Genomic DNA, 17,885 nt, shown 5'->3' on the forward strand with positions numbered 1-17,885 from the left:
ACCCCGATGGCGGTGTGCCCATGAAAGTGCTGGAGCCTCGCCAAGTGCCCGCCATGGAAGGCGGTGGCGGCGGTCTGATGTCCACCGCCATGGACTACGCCCGCTTTTTGCAATGCCTGCGCAACCGGGGCGAGCTGAACGGCGTGCGCCTGCTGGGCCCGCACACGGTGGACTACATGACCGCCGACCACTTAGGAAACATCCCGGCCGATGGCACGCTGCTGCCCCCAGGCCACGGCTTTGGCCTCGGGTTTGCGGTACGCACCCATTTGGGCATGTCGCCAGTGCCCGGCTCGGTGGGCCTGTACTACTGGGGCGGTATCGCGGGCACCACCTTTTTTGTGGACCCGGCGCTCGACATGGTGGCCATGCTCATGATCCAGGCCCCCAACCAAAGGGATTACTATCGCCCCCTGTTCCGCGACCTGGTGTACGCGGCGCTGCTGTGAATTTGACCTGCAAAAAACCATTGATCTTCAGGAGACAAACATGCCACAACCCGGCCTCATGATGAACCGCCCCATGCTCATTTCGGGCATTCTTGAACACGGCGCTGCGCAGTTTGGCGAGCAGGAAGTCGTCTCACGCGAGACGCATGGCCCGCTGCACCGCAGCACCTATGCCCAAGTGGCCCGCCGCTCCCGTCAACTGGCCAACGCCTTGGCGCAGATGGGCCTCAAAGCGGGCAGCGCCATCGGCTCGATCGCCTGGAACAACCACCGCCACTTGGAAGCGTATTACGCGGTGTCTGGCAGCGGCATGGTCATGCACACCTGCAACCCGCGCCTGCACCCGCAGCAGCTCATTTATGTGATCAACCACGCCGAAGACGAAGTGGTGCTGTTCGATGCCACCTTTGCGCCACTGGTCAAAGGCATTGCCGCGCATTGCCCCAAAGTCCGCGCCTGGGTGTGCCTGGCCGATGCGGCCAACACACCCGCCATTGACGGTGTGAGCGTGCTGAACTACGAAGACCTGATCGCGGGTCACCCAGGCACCTTCGACTGGCCCGAACTCGATGAAAGCACGGGAGCCGCGCTGTGCTACACCTCGGGCACCACCGGCAACCCCAAGGGCGTGCTGTATTCACACCGCGCCATCGTCATGAACGCCACCACCGGCTGCATGCCCGATGTGCTGGGCCTGTCTGCACAAGAAACCATCTTGCCTGTAGTGCCCATGTTCCACATCAACGCCTGGTGCATCCCCTACGCCGCACTGATTGCGGGCACCAAACTGGTGTTGCCCGGCCCCAAACTCGACGGCCCCAGCTTGTACGAGCTGATGGACGCCGAGCAGGTCACCATCAGCGCGGGCGTGCCCACCATCTGGATGGGCCTGATCCAGCATGTGGAGCAAAACAACTTGCGCTTTGCCCACATGAAGCGCACCTGCGTAGGCGGCTCGGCCATGCCCATGGCCCTGATCGCCAAGTTCGTTGACGTCTATGGCGTGGAGGTGCGCCACGGCTGGGGCATGACCGAGACCACTGCCGTGGCCACCATGAGTTTGCTGACGCGCACCGACCGCCAAAAACCTGCAGCCGATCAACACGCCATCGTGGCCAAACAGGGCCGCGCGGTATCGGGCATCGAAATCAAAATCGTCGATGAAAACGGCACCACCCTGCCCCGCGACGGCACATCCCAAGGCGAGCTGATGGTGCGCGGCCAGTGGATCGTGGAGCGTTACTTCAAGGCCGAGAAGACCGCATTGGTGGACGGCTGGTTCCCCACGGGCGACATCGCCACCATCGACGCGCAGGGCACCATGCAGATCCGTGACCGCACCAAGGACGTCATCAAGACCGGTGGCGAGTGGATCAGCTCGATAGACCTGGAAAACGCCGCCATCGGGCACCCTGCTGTGGCCATGGCCGCCGTGATTGGCGTCAAGCACCCGAAGTGGGACGAACGCCCGCTGCTGTTCATCGTGCGCAAGCCGGGGCAAACGGTTGAGAAGCAAGAGATCCTGGACTTTTTGGCCACCAAGGTCGCCAAGTGGTGGGTACCCGACGATGTGGTCTTCCTCGAATCCCTGCCCGTGGGCGGCACTGGCAAGGTTCAGAAAAACGAACTGCGCAAAGACTACGGCGGCGTGTTCAGCTGAACCTCTGCCTACCGGCAGCAGCGCCAGCCTCCTCACTTGTCATGCCGGACTTGATCCGGCATCCATCCCTCAAACCTTGGCGCTCGGCCGCTCGTTCATGCGGTCGCGCCAGGCTTGCAGGGCCAGCATGCCCTCGTCGCCGGGCACGAACTTCATCAAGCCCCGCGCAAACTCCAGCGCGCAAAACGCAGTGATGTCGGCAATCGTGAAGCGCTCACCCGCGATCCAGGGCTGGTTTTGCAGCCGCTGGTCAAAACCCCGCGCCACCTCGCGCACCTTCTCGGCCTGCGAACGGCCAAACTCTGGGAACTGGGGCTTCTCCAAAGCCGCCAATCCCGGGTGGCTGTGGCGAATCGCGTTGGCAATGCCGCCCAGCAGATACAGCTCCACCTGACGGTCGGCCATCTCGATGAAGCCGCGCTCGTCGCCCTCACCCATCAGGTTGGGCTCCGGGTAGCGGCCCTCCAGCAAAGTGCAGATTGCCCGCGTCTCGGTGATCACGCGGCCGTCATCCAGCTCCAGCGCAGGCACTTTGGCCAGTGGGCTTTTGGCCAGGTATTCGGGCGTGCGGTGCTCGCCGCCATTCAGGTCCATGTTGACCATCTCGATGCCGGTGATGTTTTTCTCGACCAGGAACATCAGCACCCGGCGAGGGCTGGGGGCACGGTGGGCGGTGTAGAGCTTCATGGCTTGTCCATTTGTTGGCGGGATGCCTTCTATCGTAGACGCTTCTTGCTGTTGGTATCTGTTTTCAAATCTGACCTGTTGGCTCATGGATAGTACTGAGATGCCTGTGACCAGTGTCTGATCAAATATCAGGAGACGACGCTCGCACAATCTTTCGCAAACTTTATTCAGCCATGAAAAAAATCAGCAATTCAGGTCCCGTGGTGGTGGTCACTGGAGGTGCCCGCGGTATTGGTTTGGAGATTTGCAACACATTCTTGAAGCGCAGTTTCCGTGTCGCAGCTCTGGATGTAGACAAGGAAACGCTGGCCAAAACCGAAGCCAATTTCAACAGCCCAGATTTCTTGGCGATCCACTGTGATGTGTCCAACCCCATCCAAGTATCGCGCTCTATCGCTCGAATCGAGAAAAAGTTCGGCCGCATCGATTCACTCGTCAACAATGCAGGCGTCGCCATTTTCAAACCGATATTGGAAGTGACTTGGGAAGATTGGCGTCACATCATGGACACCAATTTGGATGGTGCCTTTTGGTGCACCCAGGCCTGTGCAAAGGTCATGCTCAAAAACGGGGGTGGCAGTGTGGTCAACATTGCCTCAATATCGGGCCTCAGAGCCAGCACACTCAGGGTGGCCTATGGCACCAGCAAAGCCGCCATCATCCATCTCACGAAACAGCAGGCTGCAGAATTGGGAGATGTTGGGATTCGCGTGAACTGCGTTGCACCAGGCCCCGTGGCCACTGAAATGGCCAAGCTGGTTCACAGCAAGGCGATCATCAAGGACTATCACGACACCATTCCCATGAACCGCTATGGCAGCACAGCAGAAATAGCCAACGCAGTAGCCTTTCTTTGCAGCAGTGAGGCCAGCTATATCAATGGCCAAACCATCGCTGTAGACGGTGGTTTTGATGCCTCTGGTGTTGGTTTGCCCACTTTGCGAAAAAGTCGCAAAAGCCCATCACGACAAAAAGTCGATTCAAACTAATTGGGTGTTCAAGCCACGCCATTTCCGGCTTTTCGTCATGACTGAACACTCGCGCTGATGCTTTGCTGAGACCCAGCGTCAGCGAGCGCGCAATCTGGCCATGCTCAGCAAAGCGCCCAGGCCTGCCGTGAGCGCGCCCAGCATCACCGCATGGCCCGCACCCAGCGGTCCGAACAGGTTGAAGCTCAAGGCCACCAAGGCCGCGCCGGTGGCTTGTCCAGTCAAGCGCGCCAACGCGACCATGCCACTGGCTCCGCTGGCGCGGTGGGCTGGCGCACTGGCCATGATGGCGCGCAGATTCGGCGACTGAAACAGCCCAAAACCCACACCGCACAGTGCCATGCACAAGGCCATGGCGCCAAATGGAACCTCCACCCCAGACACCCCCAAACCGAACATGCCCAGGCTCAGAATGCCCAGGCCCACGCCCCCCAAAATGGCGGGCGGATATCGGTCGGACAAGGTCCCCGCCACGGGTGCCATCAAGGCCACCACCAGTGCCCAGACAGACATGAGAACACCGGTTTCTACAGGGGGCCGATCGAGCTGCTGTTGAAAAAAGAAAGGCAATGCCACGAACGCCAGTCCTTGTGTGGTGAAGGCGCTCAACGAAGTGAAGACCGACAGGCTGAACAAGGGCCGACGCATCAGGTCCACGGGCAGCACAGGGGCTGCATGACCTCGCTGGCGCAGCAGCAACCAACCGCCGCTGCCCAACATGAGACCCAATGCGGTCAGCACCACAGCCAAGCCTTTTTGCTGAGCCACGGCACTGAGCGTGAACACCAGCGACGCAAAACAGACGGCCGACAGCAGCGCCAACACATGGTCATAGGGGGCGTCGGTCTTGGCAGGTTCGTTGCGGGGCAAGTAACGCCACGCCAAAAAGAACCCCAGCATGCCCAGCGGAGCCTGCAAGCCAAACAACCAGGGCCAAGGCAAAACCGCCAGCAAGAGCGAAGCCACCGTCGGCCCCAGGCTGTAGCCCAGGCCCACGATCAGGGCGTTGATGCCCGCGCCGCGCCCCAGCTTTTCCGGAGGGAAGATGCCTTGGATCAAGGCCAGGTTGACGCTCATCACCCCCGCCGCACCCACGCCCTGAATGGCGCGGAAAAAGGCCAGCCACTCCAGCTGCGTGGCGCAGGCACTGGCCAGTGCCGCCAGATTGAAGAGCACCATGCCCAGCAAAAACACCTTGCGTGCGCCCCAACGGTCACCCAAAGCGGCCAAGGGCAGCAGCACCGCCACCACCGCCAGCTGGTAGGCATGAACCACCCAAACCGACTCGGCAGGCGTGCTTTGCAAAGCCGCACCGATGGCGGGCAAGGCCATGTTGGCAATCGACTGATCGAGCGATCCGAGGAAAACCGCCATCAGCAGGGACAGCAAGGCCATCCAGGGCATGCCGTTTGGCGCTGGCTGGGTGGCAGCGCTCATCAGGGCATCAGGCCTTGGCCGCTTCGAGCGTGTCCCGCGTCTGCATGGCGACCTGGCGGGCGGCTTGTTCGAAGTCGTCACCGCTCGATGCATACAGCACGGCCCGCGAGGAGTTGACGATGATGGAGCCAGCGCTGCTGCCATCGGCATTCGCCCGCCAACCGGCTTTGACGGTGGCGACCGCATCACCACCTTGCGCGCCCACGCCGGGAATCAGCAGGGGCACGGTGGGGGCCAGTTCGCGCACGCGCTCGATTTCGGCGGGATACGTGGCACCCACCACCAGGCCCAGTTGGCCGTTCAGATTCCAGGGGCCTTGGGCCAGGCGGGCCACATGTTCGTACAGGCGTGGCTGGCCCTCGACCGAGGCCAGGCGCTGGTTTTGCAAATCATCACCACCAGGGTTGGAGGTGCGGCACAGCAGGAATGCGCCTTTGCCTTCGTACTGGAGGTACGGCGCCACAGAGTCCCAACCCATGAAGGGCGAGAGGGTGACGGCGTCAGCGCCGTAGCGCTCAAAGGCTTCTTTGGCGTATTGCTCGGCCGTGCTGCCGATGTCGCCGCGCTTGGCGTCCAGGATGATCGGCACCTGAGGTGCCACGCGGCGCATATGCTCCATCAGGCGTTCGAGCTGGCCTTCGGCGCGGTGCGCGGCAAAGTAAGCGATTTGGGGTTTGAAGCTGCTGACCAAGTCGGCCGTGGCGTCGACGATGCGGGCGCAAAAGTCGTAGATCTTGTTGGCATCGCCCTTGTAGGCGGCAGGGAACTTGGTGGGTTCGGGGTCCAGGCCCACGCAAAGCATAGAGCCGTTTTGGCGCTCGGCGGCGCGCAGCATGTCAAGGAAGGTCATGGCGGGATTTTAAGGGCCGACTAAGATGCACCCCATGCAAAAGCTTTCTTCGCGCCAATGGACCATCCTGGTCTTGCTCACCATCGTCTGGGGAATCAACTGGCCCATCCTCAAAATCGGTGTCACCGGCTTTCCGCCGCTGACCTTTCGGACACTGTGTCTGTGGCTGGGCACCCCTGTTTTAGGTCTGGCACTGGTGGCCATGAAAGTACCGTTCCGGATTCCCCGTGCACATTGGCGCGAGCTGCTGGTGCTGGCGGTGTTCAACATGTTCATCTGGCACGCCTTGATCATCATCGCGGTGCAATCGCTGTCCAGCGGACGCGCTGCCATTCTGGGCTACACCATGCCCATGTTTTCGGCCTTGTTGGGCGCTTGGTTTTTTGGTGACCAATTGGCCAAACGTTCATGGGCAGGTGTCGCGGCAGCCAGTGTGGGTGTGGTGCTCTTGCTGTGGCATGAGCTGTCCAATTTGAGTGGACGCCCAACGGGTGTGTTGTTGGCATTGGGTGCAGCCAGCACCTGGGCGCTGGGTACCCAGATGCTTCGCAGAACACAGATACCGGTGCCCACTTTGGCGATTTCTTTCTGGATGACTTTGATGACCACCGGGGTGATGACAGTGCTGGCCTTGGTGTTTGAAGCCGATCAATGGGTGGCACCCACACCTTCCAACTGGTTTGCGATTGTCTTCAACGCGGTGCTGGTGTTTGGCTTTGCACACGCAGCGTGGTTTTATCTGGCTCGCAGTTTGCCGCCTGTCGCCTCGACCTTGAGTGTGATGCTCATCCCCGTGCTGGGCGTGTTCAGCGGCGCGGTGTGGCTGAACGAAATTTTGCACTGGCAGGATTGGGCCGCTGTGGGCTTGATGGTGGCTTCCATTGCCTGTGTGCTTTGGCCCCAAAAAACACGCTCACCCTAAACAGGGGTGAGCCTCCAGCCCACCTGGCCTGGTCTCACCAGGCAGGTTGCAGGGCCGCCATGCCCTTGGGGGCCTCGTTGGCTCGGTCAAAACTCACCACCTCATAGGCATCAGGTTGGGAGAAAAGTTCGCGAAGCAGCAAGTTGTTCAAGGCATGGCCCGAGCGGAAAGCCGTATAGGCCGCCAGCAAGGGCTTGCCGGCGATGTACAAGTCACCCATGGCGTCGAGGATCTTGTGCTTGACGAACTCGTCGTCATAACGCAGCCCATCGGCGTTCAGCACTTTGTAATCGTCCATGACAATCGCATTGTCCAGACCACCGCCCAAGGCCAGGCCATTGGCACGCATCATTTCCACATCTTTGGTGAAACCGAAGGTGCGTGCACGGGCAATATCGCGTGCATAAACGCCTTCGGACATGTCAAACACCACCTGCTGTCCGGTGGAGTCCACCGCGGGGTGACGGAAATCGATCTCAAAGCTGAGTTTGTAGCCGTGATAAGGCTCCAGCCGGGCCCACTTGATGTTGCTGCCCTCGCCTTCACTGACCTGAACCGGTTTGAGCACGCGCAAAAAGCGCTTGGGGGCGTTTTGCTCGACGATGCCGGCGCTTTGCAGCAAGAAAACAAAAGACGCTGCGGAGCCATCCAGAATGGGCACTTCCTCGGCCGTGATGTCCACATACAGGTTGTCGATGCCCAACCCGGCGCAGGCCGACATCAGGTGCTCCACGGTGAAGACCTTGGCTTGGCCCTTGGAAATGGTGGAGGCCAATCGGGTATCGGTGACCGATTCGGCGCGTACAGGAATATCCACCGGCTCAGGCAGATCCACCCGGCGAAAGACAATGCCGGTATCGGGCGCAGCTGGGCGCAAGGTCAGCTCTACCCGCTGGCCGCTGTGCAAACCCACGCCAACGGCGTGGGTCAAGGTTTTGAGGGTGCGTTGAGCAAGCATGCCTTGATTTTAATGGCCCAGCCAAGACTGGACCTGACGCAGAACCCGACAGGCCAATGCCCATCGGGTGCTTCGTCAGGTCAACCGACCCCAACCATGCGCTCAGTCGGCCTGTTTGCGCAAGAAGGCTGGGATTTCGATGTCGTCCATGCCCGCATTGGCCATGCCATCCACGCGAGCAGCGGCGTGGGTGCGGTTGCTGCGCCAGATGGCTGGCGTGTTCATGCCGCTGGCGCTCAGACTGGCGGCCGTGTTCAGGGGCGCTGAAACCGCGTCCTGGCCACCCATCATGAAGGGCATGTTGTCCGTGCCCGTGCGCAAGACCTTGAGCTCAGGACGTGCAGCGCCGGCTTTGGCCAGGCCTGTGGCCACCACGGTGACGCGAATCTGGTCACCCAGGCTTTCATCGTAAGCCGTGCCGTAGATGACGTGGGCTTCTTCGGAAGCGCAATCACGGATGGTGTTCATCGCTTGCTTGGATTCAGACAGCTTCAAGGAACCCTTGGCTGCGCTGATCAGCACCAACACACCGCGTGCGCCCTTGAGGTCAACGCCCTCGAGCAATGGGCAGGCCACGGCCTGTTCGGCCGCAATGCGCGCACGGTCGGGTCCGCTGGCGGCGGCAGTGCCCATCATGGCTTTGCCGGGCTCGCCCATCACGGTACGCACGTCTTCAAAGTCGACGTTCACATGGCCCGGCACATTGATGATCTCGGCAATACCGCCCACAGCGTTTTTCAACACATCGTTGGCATGCGAGAAGGCCTCGTCTTGCGTCATGTCTTCGCCACCAGGCAATTCCAGCAGTTTTTCGTTCAAAACCACAATCAGGGAATCCACATTGGCTTCCAGCTCTCGCATGCCCTCATCGGCATTCGACATGCGGCGCTTGCCCTCGAAGTCGAAAGGCTTGGTCACCACACCCACCGTCAGGATGCCCATTTCTTTCGCAATTTTGGCGATCACCGGCGCTGCGCCCGTGCCCGTGCCGCCCCCCATGCCTGCCGTGATGAACAACATGTGCGCGCCTTCGATGGCTGCACGGATATCGTCCTCGGCGGCCTCAGCGGCTTCGCGGCCTTTGTCTGGCTTGCTGCCAGCGCCCAGACCGGTCTGACCCAATTGGACAAAACGGTGCGCAGCACTGCGTGCCAGGGCTTGCGCATCGGTGTTGGCGCAAATGAATTCAACACCTTGCACTTCGCGCTCGATCATGTGCTCGACAGCGTTGCCGCCGCCGCCGCCCACGCCGATCACCTTGATCTGGGTGCCTTGGTTGAACTCTTCGGTTTGGATCATTTCAATGGTCATGGTGCTCTCCTAAATATCTGCAGTTGCCTGAATTTGTAAACGTGTTTTTTTAAAAATGAATGTGCGGGTCGGGGCCGGTCAACATCGACAAGGCCTGGACCAGATCGGACTGCCGCGGATTGCAAAAGCAGGGTTCCATTGCATCAGAAGGTCCCCACGATGAAGTCCTTGAAGCGCCCAAAAGCGTTGTTCACCGAACTTTTCTTCTGGGTGACCTTGTAGCCACGCAAACGGGCCAGTCGGGCTTCTTCGAGCAAGCCCATGACGGTGGCTGCACGCGGCTGACTCACCATGTCGGCCAGTCCACCTGCGTATTTGGGCAAGCCCCTTCGAACGGGCTTGAGGAAGATGTCTTCGCCCAATTCAATCATGCCGGGCATCACCGCGCTGCCGCCGGTGAGGACAATGCCCGATGACAACACCTCTTCATAGCCCGACTCACGGATGACCTGGTGGACGAGTGAAAAGATTTCTTCGATGCGCGGCTCAATCACGCCGGCCAGCGCTTGGCGGCTCAGCATGCGGGGCCCACGATCGCCCAGACCCGGGACCTCCACCTGCGCATCGGGATCTGCCAGCAGTTGCTTGGCGAAGCCGCTTTCAACCTTGATGTCTTCGGCGTCCTTGGTCGGCGTGCGCAAAGCCATGGCAATGTCGCTGGTGATCAAATCGCCTGCGATCGGAATGACCGCTGTGTGCCGGATGGACCCATTGGCGAAAATGGCCACATCCGTGGTGCCTGCACCAATGTCCACACAGACCACGCCCAGCTCTCGCTCGTCTTCAGACAACACCGCCAGGCTGGACGATTGGGGGTTGAGCAACAACTGGTCAACTTCAAGGCCGCAGCGGCGCACACATTTGATGATGTTCTCTGCCGCGCTTTGCGCGCCGGTCACGATGTGTACTTTGGCCTCCAGCCGCATGCCACTCATGCCGATGGGCTCCTTCACCTCTTGCCCATCAATCACAAACTCTTGTGGTGCGACCAGTAGCAAACGCTGATCGCTGGAGATGTTGATGGCACGGGCCGTCTCCATCACCCGGGCCAGATCGGCTTGGGTGACTTCCTTGTCCTTGATGGCCACCATGCCGCTGGAGTTGATGCCACGGATGTGGCTGCCCGTGATGCCCACGTTGACGCGGGTGATTTTGCAATCGGCCATCAACTCGGCTTCTTTCAAAGCCTGCTGGATGCTTTGCACTGTGGCATCGATATTGACCACCACCCCACGCTTGAGGCCGTTGCCAGGAGCGATGCCCAGACCGGCGATCTTGAGCTCACCATCGGGCATCACCTCGGCCACCACCGCCATCACTTTGGAGGTGCCAATGTCCAAGCCCACCACCAGATCTTTGTACTCTTTTGCCATTTGAATCACCGTTTCTGTTTCATTCTTTTGCTCTGATCACTCAGAGCTTTTTCTTGCCATCTGTGTCGAGCGTGGTCACACCCCGCAAACGCAGGGCATAGCCGTCTTTGTGACGCAAATCTGCACCTGCCAAAGCGGTAGGCGTGCGGCCATAACGGGCCGTCACTTGCGACAACGTCTTGAAAAACACCTGCAACTGGGCTGTCATCTCTGCTTCTGTTCCTCGGCCCAACTCCAGCAATGCGCCACGATCGGTCAAGACACGCCAACTGCCTCGTGGCGTCAACTCCAACTGATCGATGCCCATGTCCATCGTCTCAAAGATCGGCAAGAGATGGCGGTACATCTGCACCACCGCCGCTGACTGGGCATCGGGGCCCTTCAAGCGTGGAAGCTTGTCAATGTCGACGTCCTCCACATTGGCCTCGAACACGCGGCTTTGCTGGTTCACCATCTTGTTGGCACTCTCATCGCCCCACAAGGCCATGGGCTCATGCTCCACCAACACCGTGCGCAAACGGTTGGGGAAATCACGGTGCACCACAGCACCCCGAACCCAAGGCACGGCTTCAAATGCTTCTTTGGTGCGATTCAAATCCATCGTGAAAAAGTTGCCCTGCAATTGCGGCACCACGTTGGCCCGAAGGGTGATGGCGTTGTTGCGCGTGACTTCACCTTGCACTGTGATCGCCTGGATCGCAAAAAGAGGATGACGCAACAACCACCAAGCGCCACCGCCCAGCAACAGCAACACAAACACGGCCAACAACGAGGCAGCGGCCATGTTCATGAGGCGAACGTCCAGTGGCAATGGCATGGTGGCTTTCACCCTTTAGCCTCCTGCACATGGTCCAGTGAAGCCGAAGCCAGCAAATGACAGCACAAGGCTTCATAGCTCATGCCTGCGGCCTTGGCCGACATGGGCACCAATGAGTGACCAGTCATACCCGGCGAGGTGTTGATTTCCAACAAATAGGGCTGACGGGTGGTGGCATCGATCATCACGTCAATGCGCCCCCAACCACGGCAACCCAACACTTGGTAGGCCTTGACGATCAGTGCCTCAATGGCAGCTTCTTCGGCCGCAGGCAAACCGCAGGGCACCAAATACTGGGTGTCGTCAGTGAAGTACTTGTTTTGGTAGTCGTAATTGCCTTCGGGCGCCACGATCCTGATCACAGGCAATGCGCGGGCCGAAGCGCCTTCCCCCAATACTGGGCAAGTCACTTCATCACCCACGATGCATTGTTCGCACAGGATGTCGGCATCGCATTGCGCGGCAGCATTCAAAGCGGCAAACAGATCTTGGACCTGCGTGACTTTGGTCACGCCAATCGATGAACCTTCACGGGCAGGTTTGACGATCATGGGCAAACCCAGACTCGAAACCAAATCGCTCAAGGAGACCTTATTCAACTCCTCACGGCGCACCAGCACATAACGCGGCGTGGGCAGACCCTCGGCCAGCCAGACCCGCTTGGTCATGGTTTTGTCCATGGCGATGCTGGAAGCCATCACCCCCGAGCCCGTGTAGGGCAAACCCATCAACTCCAAGGCCCCTTGCACGGTGCCATCTTCGCCATAACGACCATGCAACGCAATGAAGCAGCGGGTAAAGCCCTCGCGCTTGAGCTCGCCCAAGTCACGCTCTGCGGGGTCAAAGGCATGCGCATCCACGCCCGATGCGCGCAGAGCCTGCAAAACACCTTGGCCAGACATCAATGACACTTCGCGTTCGGCCGATTGCCCGCCCAGGAGAACGGCAACTTTGCCCAAATTCACAGTGTTCATGCAGCCCCCCCCAACTCGACCACTTGGCCAGGCACCGCCCCAATGGAACCCGCACCCATGCAAATGAGCACATCGCCATCGCGTGCATTGCTCAGCACGGCTTGAGGCATGTCGGCAATTGCATCGACAAAAATGGGCTCGACCTTGCCCGCCACGCGCAATGCACGTGCCAGAGAGCGACCATCGGCGGCCACAATCGGCGCCTCGCCTGCGGCATAAACTTCGGCCAACAAGACGCTGTCGCAGCCTTGGCCAATCACTTTCACAAAGTCTTCGAAGCAATCGCGGGTTCGGCTGAAGCGGTGCGGCTGGAAAGCCAATACCAAACGACGCCCTGGAAATGCACCACGGGCAGCCGCCAAGGTGGCCGCCATCTCCACGGGGTGATGGCCATAATCGTCAATCACCGTGAAGTGACCCGAACCGCCCGGCACAGTCACTTCGCCGTAACGCTGAAAACGGCGCCCCACCCCTTTGAAGTTGGCCAATGCCCGCTGCACCGCAGCGTCTTCCACACCCAACTCCACAGCCACAGCCACGGCGGCCAAGGCGTTGAGCACGTTGTGGAGCCCAGGCAAATTCAGCACCAAAGGCAAATCAGGCAAGGTCACACCATTGCGGCGTTGCACTGTGAAACGCATCTGACCTTGTGCGGCTTGCACATCGACGGCGCGCACTTGTGCACCTTCGTTCAATCCATAAGTGGTCACTGGCCGTGCAATGTCATTCAGAATGGATTGCACGCCCGGATCGTCAGAGCAGAGAATGGCTGTCCCGTAAAAGGGCATGCGGTGCAAAAATTCAACAAATGCACCCTTGAGTTTGCCCAAGTCATGGCCGTAGGTTTCCATGTGGTCAGCGTCGATGTTGGTCACGACAGCCATCACGGGCAACAAGTTCAAGAACGACGCATCGGACTCGTCAGCCTCCACCACGATGTAGTCGCCCGTGCCCAACTTGGCATTGGCCCCGGCGCTGTTCAAGCGACCACCGATCACAAAGGTCGGGTCCAACCCGGCCTCGGCAAGCACACTGGCCACCAAACTGGTCGTGGTGGTCTTGCCATGCGTGCCGGCAATGGCCACGCCTTGTTTCATGCGCATCAACTCTGCCAGCATCACGGCACGGGGCACGATCGGGATATGGCGCTCACGAGCGGCCAGCACCTCTGGATTGTCGGCTTTGACAGCGGTCGAAGTGACCACGGCATCGGCGTCTTTCACATTCGCAGCCGAGTGCCCCACGTGGGTAGCGATACCCAGAGCCGCCAAGCGGCGAAGCGTGGCGCTGTCGGACAAGTCTGAGCCCGAAATTCGATATCCCAAATTGAGCAAGACCTCGGCGATACCGCTCATGCCGGAGCCACCGACACCAATGAAGTGAATTTTCCGGATGGCGTGTTTCATGCAGCCAACTCCTCACAAGCCATCACGACCTCCCGAGTCGCATTTGTTTTTTTCTGAACATGGGCTTTTTCGGCAGCAGCCAGCAAGCGCGGGCGTGTCATGCCTGCCAAAAAGTCAGCCAGCGCTTGGGCGGACAATTCCGCTTGTGGCATGAGCCAACCACCACCCTGCGCCACCAGAAACTGTGCATTGGTGGTTTGGTGGTCATCCACTGCGAAGGGGAAAGGTACATAGACGGCTGCCACGCCGACTGCTGCCAACTCGGTCACAGTGCTGGCGCCCGCGCGGCAAATGACCAAATCAGCTTGCGCAAATGCCGAAGCCGTGTCGTCAATGAAAGGCGTCAACTCGGCCTCCACACCAGCTGCTTGGTAGTTCGCACGCAATGCGTCGATTTGTTTGGCGCCACTTTGGTGAACCACCACGGGACGGACCGCCACAGGCATCAAGGCCAAGGCCTGGGGCACGGTGTCATTCAAAGCCTTGGCACCGAGACTGCCGCCCACCACCAAAACGCGCAAGGGACCTGTGCGTCCAGCGAACCGATCGGCTGGTGCAGCTTGCTCGGTGAAAGCACGACGCAGCGGATTACCCACCCAATGCCCTTGTTTGAATACACCTGGGAACGCTGTGAACACCCGGTCTGCCACTTGGGCCAGCACTTTGTTGGCCATACCCGCCACAGAATTTTGCTCGTGCAAAACCACAGGTTTGCCGCTCAGTGTCGCCATCATGCCGCCAGGGAAAGTGATGTAACCGCCCAAGCCCAGCACCACGTCGGGCTGGACACGGCGGACCACTTGCCAGCTTTGCCAGAAGGCACGCAGCAGCATCAAGGGCAAGACGACCAGCGTTTTCACGCTCTTGCCTCGCACACCACCAAAGCTCACGGGCTCAAAGGCGAAGCCACGCGGCGGCACCAACTGGCTCTCCATGCTGTTCGGTGCACCCAACCAGTGGACGCGCCAACCGGCTTCGCGAAGGGCTTCGGCCACAGCCAAGCCCGGGAAAATGTGCCCACCTGTTCCGCCGGCCATGACCAGTGCGCATTTGGCGCTCATGAACGACCTCCGCGCATCATCTGTTTGTTTTCGGCATCGATGCGCAGCACCACCGCGATGGCAATCAGGTTCATCATGATGGCTGAACCGCCATAACTCATCAATGGCAGCGTCAGACCCTTGGTGGGCAATGCGCCCAGATTCACACCCATGTTGATGAACGCTTGAAAACCAATCCAAATCCCCACGCCCTGGGCAACCAATCCGGAGAACACTTTGTCCAATGCGATGGCTTGCCGACCGATCACCATGATGCGACGGCTCAGCCACAAAAATAGGCAGATCACCAAGGTCACACCGACCAAACCAAACTCTTCGCCAATCACGGCCAACAAAAAGTCGGTGTGTGCCTCAGGCAACCAGTGCAACTTTTCAACACTGCCGCCCAAACCTACGCCCCAGACCTCGCCACGACCAATGGCGATCAAGGAATGCGACAACTGGTAACCCTTGCCCAAAGCATGCTCGGCGCTGAAAGGGTCCAGATAGGCAAAGATGCGGTCACGGCGCCATGGAGAGGCCGCAATCATGGCCACAAAAGCCCCGACCAAGACGGCAAAAATCAGGAAGAACATGCGGGCGTTCACGCCACCCAAAAACAAAATACCCATGGCGATGATCGCGATCACCATGAATGCGCCCATATCGGGTTCGGCCAACAAAAACACACCCGCGAGTGCCACAGCAGCCCCCATGGGTAGGACCGCACGGAAGAAACGTTCTTTGACCTCCATCTTGCGCACCATGTAATCGGCCGCATAAATGATGGTGGCGAATTTGGCCAACTCAGAGGGCTGGAAGTTCATGATGCCAAATGAAATCCAGCGTCGCGCCCCATTGACGCCTTTGCCAATGAACGGCAGCAGCACCATGGCCAACAAAATCAGCGACACCACAAACAATGGCCTGGCCACCTTTTCCCAAGTTTCTGTGGGAACTTGGAAAGCGAGAAGGGCCATGACGCCACCCACCACCATCGAGATCACATGCCGGGTCAAAAAATGTGTTTGTGAGTAACGGGCAAAACGCGGGTTGTCTGGCATGGCAATGGAGGCCGAATAGACCATGACCATGCCCCACATCATCAAAGCCACAACGACCCAGACCAGCGCTTGATCGATGCTTTGCAAGCGTGCACCGGAACCCACGCCTTGTCGGCTGGCGTCATAGCCCCCCAAATTGACCGGCAAACTGGCCGATCCAGCCGCTGTGGGTTGCCAGCCTTGGCCTGATAACAATTGGCCCATGCGAGAGATGCCGGCTTGAAGGCGCTGCGAAAAAGTCAGTGCATCACTCACAGCCCACCCTCCATGACCACGCCTGCAGCTTCGGCCAAATGGGCCACCGCTTGGCAAAACACCTCAGCCCGATGGCCATAGTTTTCAAACATGTCAAAACTGGCGCAAGCGGGCGACATCAACACCGCGTCGCCGCTTTGCGCTAACTGGGCAGCTTGCACAACAGCATCGGTCATATCGGTAGCGTCATGCAGCTTGACGTTGGTGTCCTGCAACACTTCGCGAATCAGGGGAGCATCACGACCGATCAAGACCACAGCACGGGTGTAGCGCGACACGGGGTCTGCCAAGGGCGAGAAATCTTGCCCTTTGCCGTCGCCACCCAAAATAACCACCACACGCCGTTCTGCGCCCAAGCCTTGCAAGGCTGCAACTGTCGCGCCCACGTTGGTGCCCTTGCTGTCGTCAAAAAATTCAACCTCGTTGATGATGGCCACGGGCTCCACGCGATGCGGCTCACCTCGGTATTCACGCAAGCCATAGAGCATGGGGCCCAAGGCGCATCCTGCGCTGCTGGCCAATGCCAAAGCAGCCAGCGCATTGATGGCATTGTGTCGCCCGCGAATGCGCAAGGCATCAGCAGGGATGAGACGCTGAAAGTGCAACTCTTGCACTTCATCTTTGCGGCGACGGCGTGTTTCATCGGCTTCCAGCGCACGCACCAGCCAAGTCATGCCGTTGGTCACTTCGATGCCGAAGTCGCCTGGATGCTGAGGCATGTCGCCACCAAAAGTCAAACAGGCACGTTCCATGGGCTTTTGCAGTTTCACCTTGATGGGTGCAGGCCGCATCGCCATGACTTGTGCGTCATCTCGGTTCAACACCATCAAGGCTTGTGTACCAAAAATACGTGCTTTGGCCTGGCCATAAGCGGCCATGTTGCCGTGCCAATCCAAGTGGTCTTGGGACAGGTTGAGTACCGTAGCGGCTGAAGGCTCGAAGCCTTCGCTGCTGTCCAATTGAAAACTTGACAATTCCAGCACCCAAACCTGTGGCAAGGCTTTTGCCATAGGGTCTACGACCACCGGAAGCACGGGAGCCAGCACCGTCGAAATGGCTTCTTCATCGTCCAGACCTGGCTCGGTTTCTTCTGCGGCATCCATGAGATTCACCGATGCATGTGGCACTTCTGCCGCTTCTGGGGTCTCATCTTGTTGCGCCTGCAGCTCTACGTGGGCTTGCGCTTCCAGCAGGGCTTGGGCCAATGTGTCGAGCAAGGTGGGGCCAATGTTGCCTGCCACTTTCACGGTTTTTCCCGCATGCGCCACCAACTGGCCAGTCAGGGACGTCACCGTGGTCTTGCCATTGGTGCCGGTAATCGCCAAAACCTGCGGCGCGTAGCCAAAACGGGTTTTCAAATCCTGCAAACCTGCGGCGAACAAACTCAATTCGCCGCCTTGCCACAAGCCCATGGCTTGGGCGGCATCGACGACGGGGGCGACAACGTCGGGTGCGAGACCTGGACTGCGGAACAAGGCGCGGACCGATGTGCCCTCGACCAGACTGGCCACGAATGCCCCCGACACAAAACGCACGGCAGGCCACTCGGTCTGCAAAGCAGTCAACTGGGGCGGTGTTTCACGCGTGTCCGCCACAGTCACGTCGGCACCGGCTTGCGCGCACCAACGGGCCATCGCGAGGCCCGAAGCACCCAAGCCGAGAATCAGAACGTGTTGACCTTGGAGCTGCATGG

Annotated in this window: 16 protein-coding genes; 4 read left to right on the forward strand and 12 right to left on the reverse strand. The window is 59.5% G+C overall.

Going from position 1 to position 17,885, the window contains the following annotated elements:
* Together SWE17_RS08045 and SWE17_RS08050 are read left to right on the forward strand one after the other, a co-directional pair.
* The coding region (locus SWE17_RS08045) for a serine hydrolase domain-containing protein (RefSeq protein WP_322992583.1) at positions 1 to 449 on the forward strand (449 nt) is incomplete at its 5' end.
* 40 nt (positions 450 to 489) lie between these two features.
* Positions 490 to 2,109 carry a long-chain-fatty-acid--CoA ligase gene (locus SWE17_RS08050; RefSeq protein ID WP_322992584.1) on the forward strand — a complete coding sequence of 540 codons (1,620 nt, stop codon included), beginning with the start codon at positions 490 to 492 and terminating at the stop codon, positions 2,107 to 2,109.
* Between the two features lie 69 nt (positions 2,110 to 2,178).
* Here SWE17_RS08050 and SWE17_RS08055 read toward each other — a convergent pair whose 3' ends face one another.
* The gene (locus SWE17_RS08055; protein ID WP_322992585.1) at positions 2,179 to 2,796 is read right to left on the reverse strand and encodes a glutathione S-transferase family protein; all 618 of its coding nucleotides are present in this window, start codon (positions 2,794 to 2,796) and stop codon (positions 2,179 to 2,181) included.
* A 173-nt stretch (positions 2,797 to 2,969) separates the two neighbouring features.
* Here SWE17_RS08055 and SWE17_RS08060 point away from each other — a divergent pair, with 173 nt between their 5' ends.
* A complete protein-coding gene (locus tag SWE17_RS08060; protein WP_322992586.1) occupies positions 2,970 to 3,785 on the forward strand; it encodes an SDR family oxidoreductase in 816 nt (271 codons plus the stop codon).
* A gap of 78 nt (positions 3,786 to 3,863) precedes the next feature.
* Here SWE17_RS08060 and SWE17_RS08065 read toward each other — a convergent pair whose 3' ends face one another.
* Positions 3,864 to 5,222 carry an MFS transporter gene (locus tag SWE17_RS08065; protein WP_322992587.1) on the reverse strand — a complete coding sequence of 453 codons (1,359 nt, stop codon included), beginning with the start codon at positions 5,220 to 5,222 and terminating at the stop codon, positions 3,864 to 3,866.
* A gap of 7 nt (positions 5,223 to 5,229) precedes the next feature.
* The gene (gene pyrF, locus SWE17_RS08070; protein ID WP_322992588.1) at positions 5,230 to 6,072 is read right to left on the reverse strand and encodes an orotidine-5'-phosphate decarboxylase; all 843 of its coding nucleotides are present in this window, start codon (positions 6,070 to 6,072) and stop codon (positions 5,230 to 5,232) included.
* Positions 6,073 to 6,106: 34 nt separating this feature from the next.
* On the opposite strand from pyrF, the gene SWE17_RS08075 reads away from it, so the two are divergent.
* Positions 6,107 to 6,994 (forward strand): DMT family transporter, encoded by an 888-nt coding sequence (locus SWE17_RS08075; RefSeq protein WP_322992589.1) that lies wholly within the window; start codon positions 6,107 to 6,109, stop codon positions 6,992 to 6,994.
* Positions 6,995 to 7,028: 34 nt separating this feature from the next.
* Here the strand turns inward: SWE17_RS08075 and lpxC are convergent, their stop codons facing one another.
* The 9 genes from lpxC to murD form a co-directional block, all read right to left on the reverse strand.
* Positions 7,029 to 7,952, reverse strand: a complete 924-nt coding sequence (gene lpxC, locus SWE17_RS08080) for a UDP-3-O-acyl-N-acetylglucosamine deacetylase (protein ID WP_322992590.1) — start codon at positions 7,950 to 7,952, stop codon at positions 7,029 to 7,031.
* Positions 7,953 to 8,054: 102 nt separating this feature from the next.
* The gene (gene ftsZ / locus SWE17_RS08085; protein WP_322992591.1) at positions 8,055 to 9,263 is read right to left on the reverse strand and encodes a cell division protein FtsZ; all 1,209 of its coding nucleotides are present in this window, start codon (positions 9,261 to 9,263) and stop codon (positions 8,055 to 8,057) included.
* 143 nt (positions 9,264 to 9,406) lie between these two features.
* Positions 9,407 to 10,636, reverse strand: coding sequence for a cell division protein FtsA (gene ftsA / locus SWE17_RS08090; RefSeq protein WP_322992592.1), 1,230 nt, complete (start codon positions 10,634 to 10,636; stop codon positions 9,407 to 9,409).
* Positions 10,637 to 10,676: 40 nt separating this feature from the next.
* Positions 10,677 to 11,453: a cell division protein FtsQ/DivIB gene (locus tag SWE17_RS08095; protein WP_322992593.1), complete on the reverse strand. Its 777-nt coding sequence runs from the start codon at positions 11,451 to 11,453 to the stop codon at positions 10,677 to 10,679.
* Between the two features lie 8 nt (positions 11,454 to 11,461).
* Positions 11,462 to 12,427 carry a D-alanine--D-alanine ligase gene (locus SWE17_RS08100; protein WP_322992594.1) on the reverse strand — a complete coding sequence of 322 codons (966 nt, stop codon included), beginning with the start codon at positions 12,425 to 12,427 and terminating at the stop codon, positions 11,462 to 11,464.
* Entirely contained in the window at positions 12,424 to 13,833 is a 1,410-nt protein-coding gene (gene murC / locus SWE17_RS08105; RefSeq protein ID WP_322992595.1) for a UDP-N-acetylmuramate--L-alanine ligase, read from the reverse strand. The genes SWE17_RS08100 and murC overlap by 4 nt, the downstream gene beginning before the upstream one ends.
* On the reverse strand, positions 13,830 to 14,894 hold the full coding sequence (gene murG / locus SWE17_RS08110; RefSeq protein WP_322992596.1) for an undecaprenyldiphospho-muramoylpentapeptide beta-N-acetylglucosaminyltransferase: 1,065 nt from the start codon (positions 14,892 to 14,894) through the stop codon (positions 13,830 to 13,832). Before murG ends, murC begins: the two co-directional genes overlap by 4 nt.
* Entirely contained in the window at positions 14,891 to 16,141 is a 1,251-nt protein-coding gene (gene ftsW / locus SWE17_RS08115; RefSeq protein ID WP_322992718.1) for a putative lipid II flippase FtsW, read from the reverse strand. The genes murG and ftsW overlap by 4 nt, the downstream gene beginning before the upstream one ends.
* Before the next feature lie 47 nt (positions 16,142 to 16,188).
* Entirely contained in the window at positions 16,189 to 17,883 is a 1,695-nt protein-coding gene (gene murD / locus SWE17_RS08120) for a UDP-N-acetylmuramoyl-L-alanine--D-glutamate ligase (protein ID WP_322992597.1), read from the reverse strand.
* Positions 17,884 to 17,885: the final 2 nt, after the last annotated feature.

Origin of the sequence: Limnohabitans sp., from assembly GCF_034680285.1 — a bacterium.
Taxonomy (GTDB): domain Bacteria; phylum Pseudomonadota; class Gammaproteobacteria; order Burkholderiales; family Burkholderiaceae_C; genus Limnohabitans_A.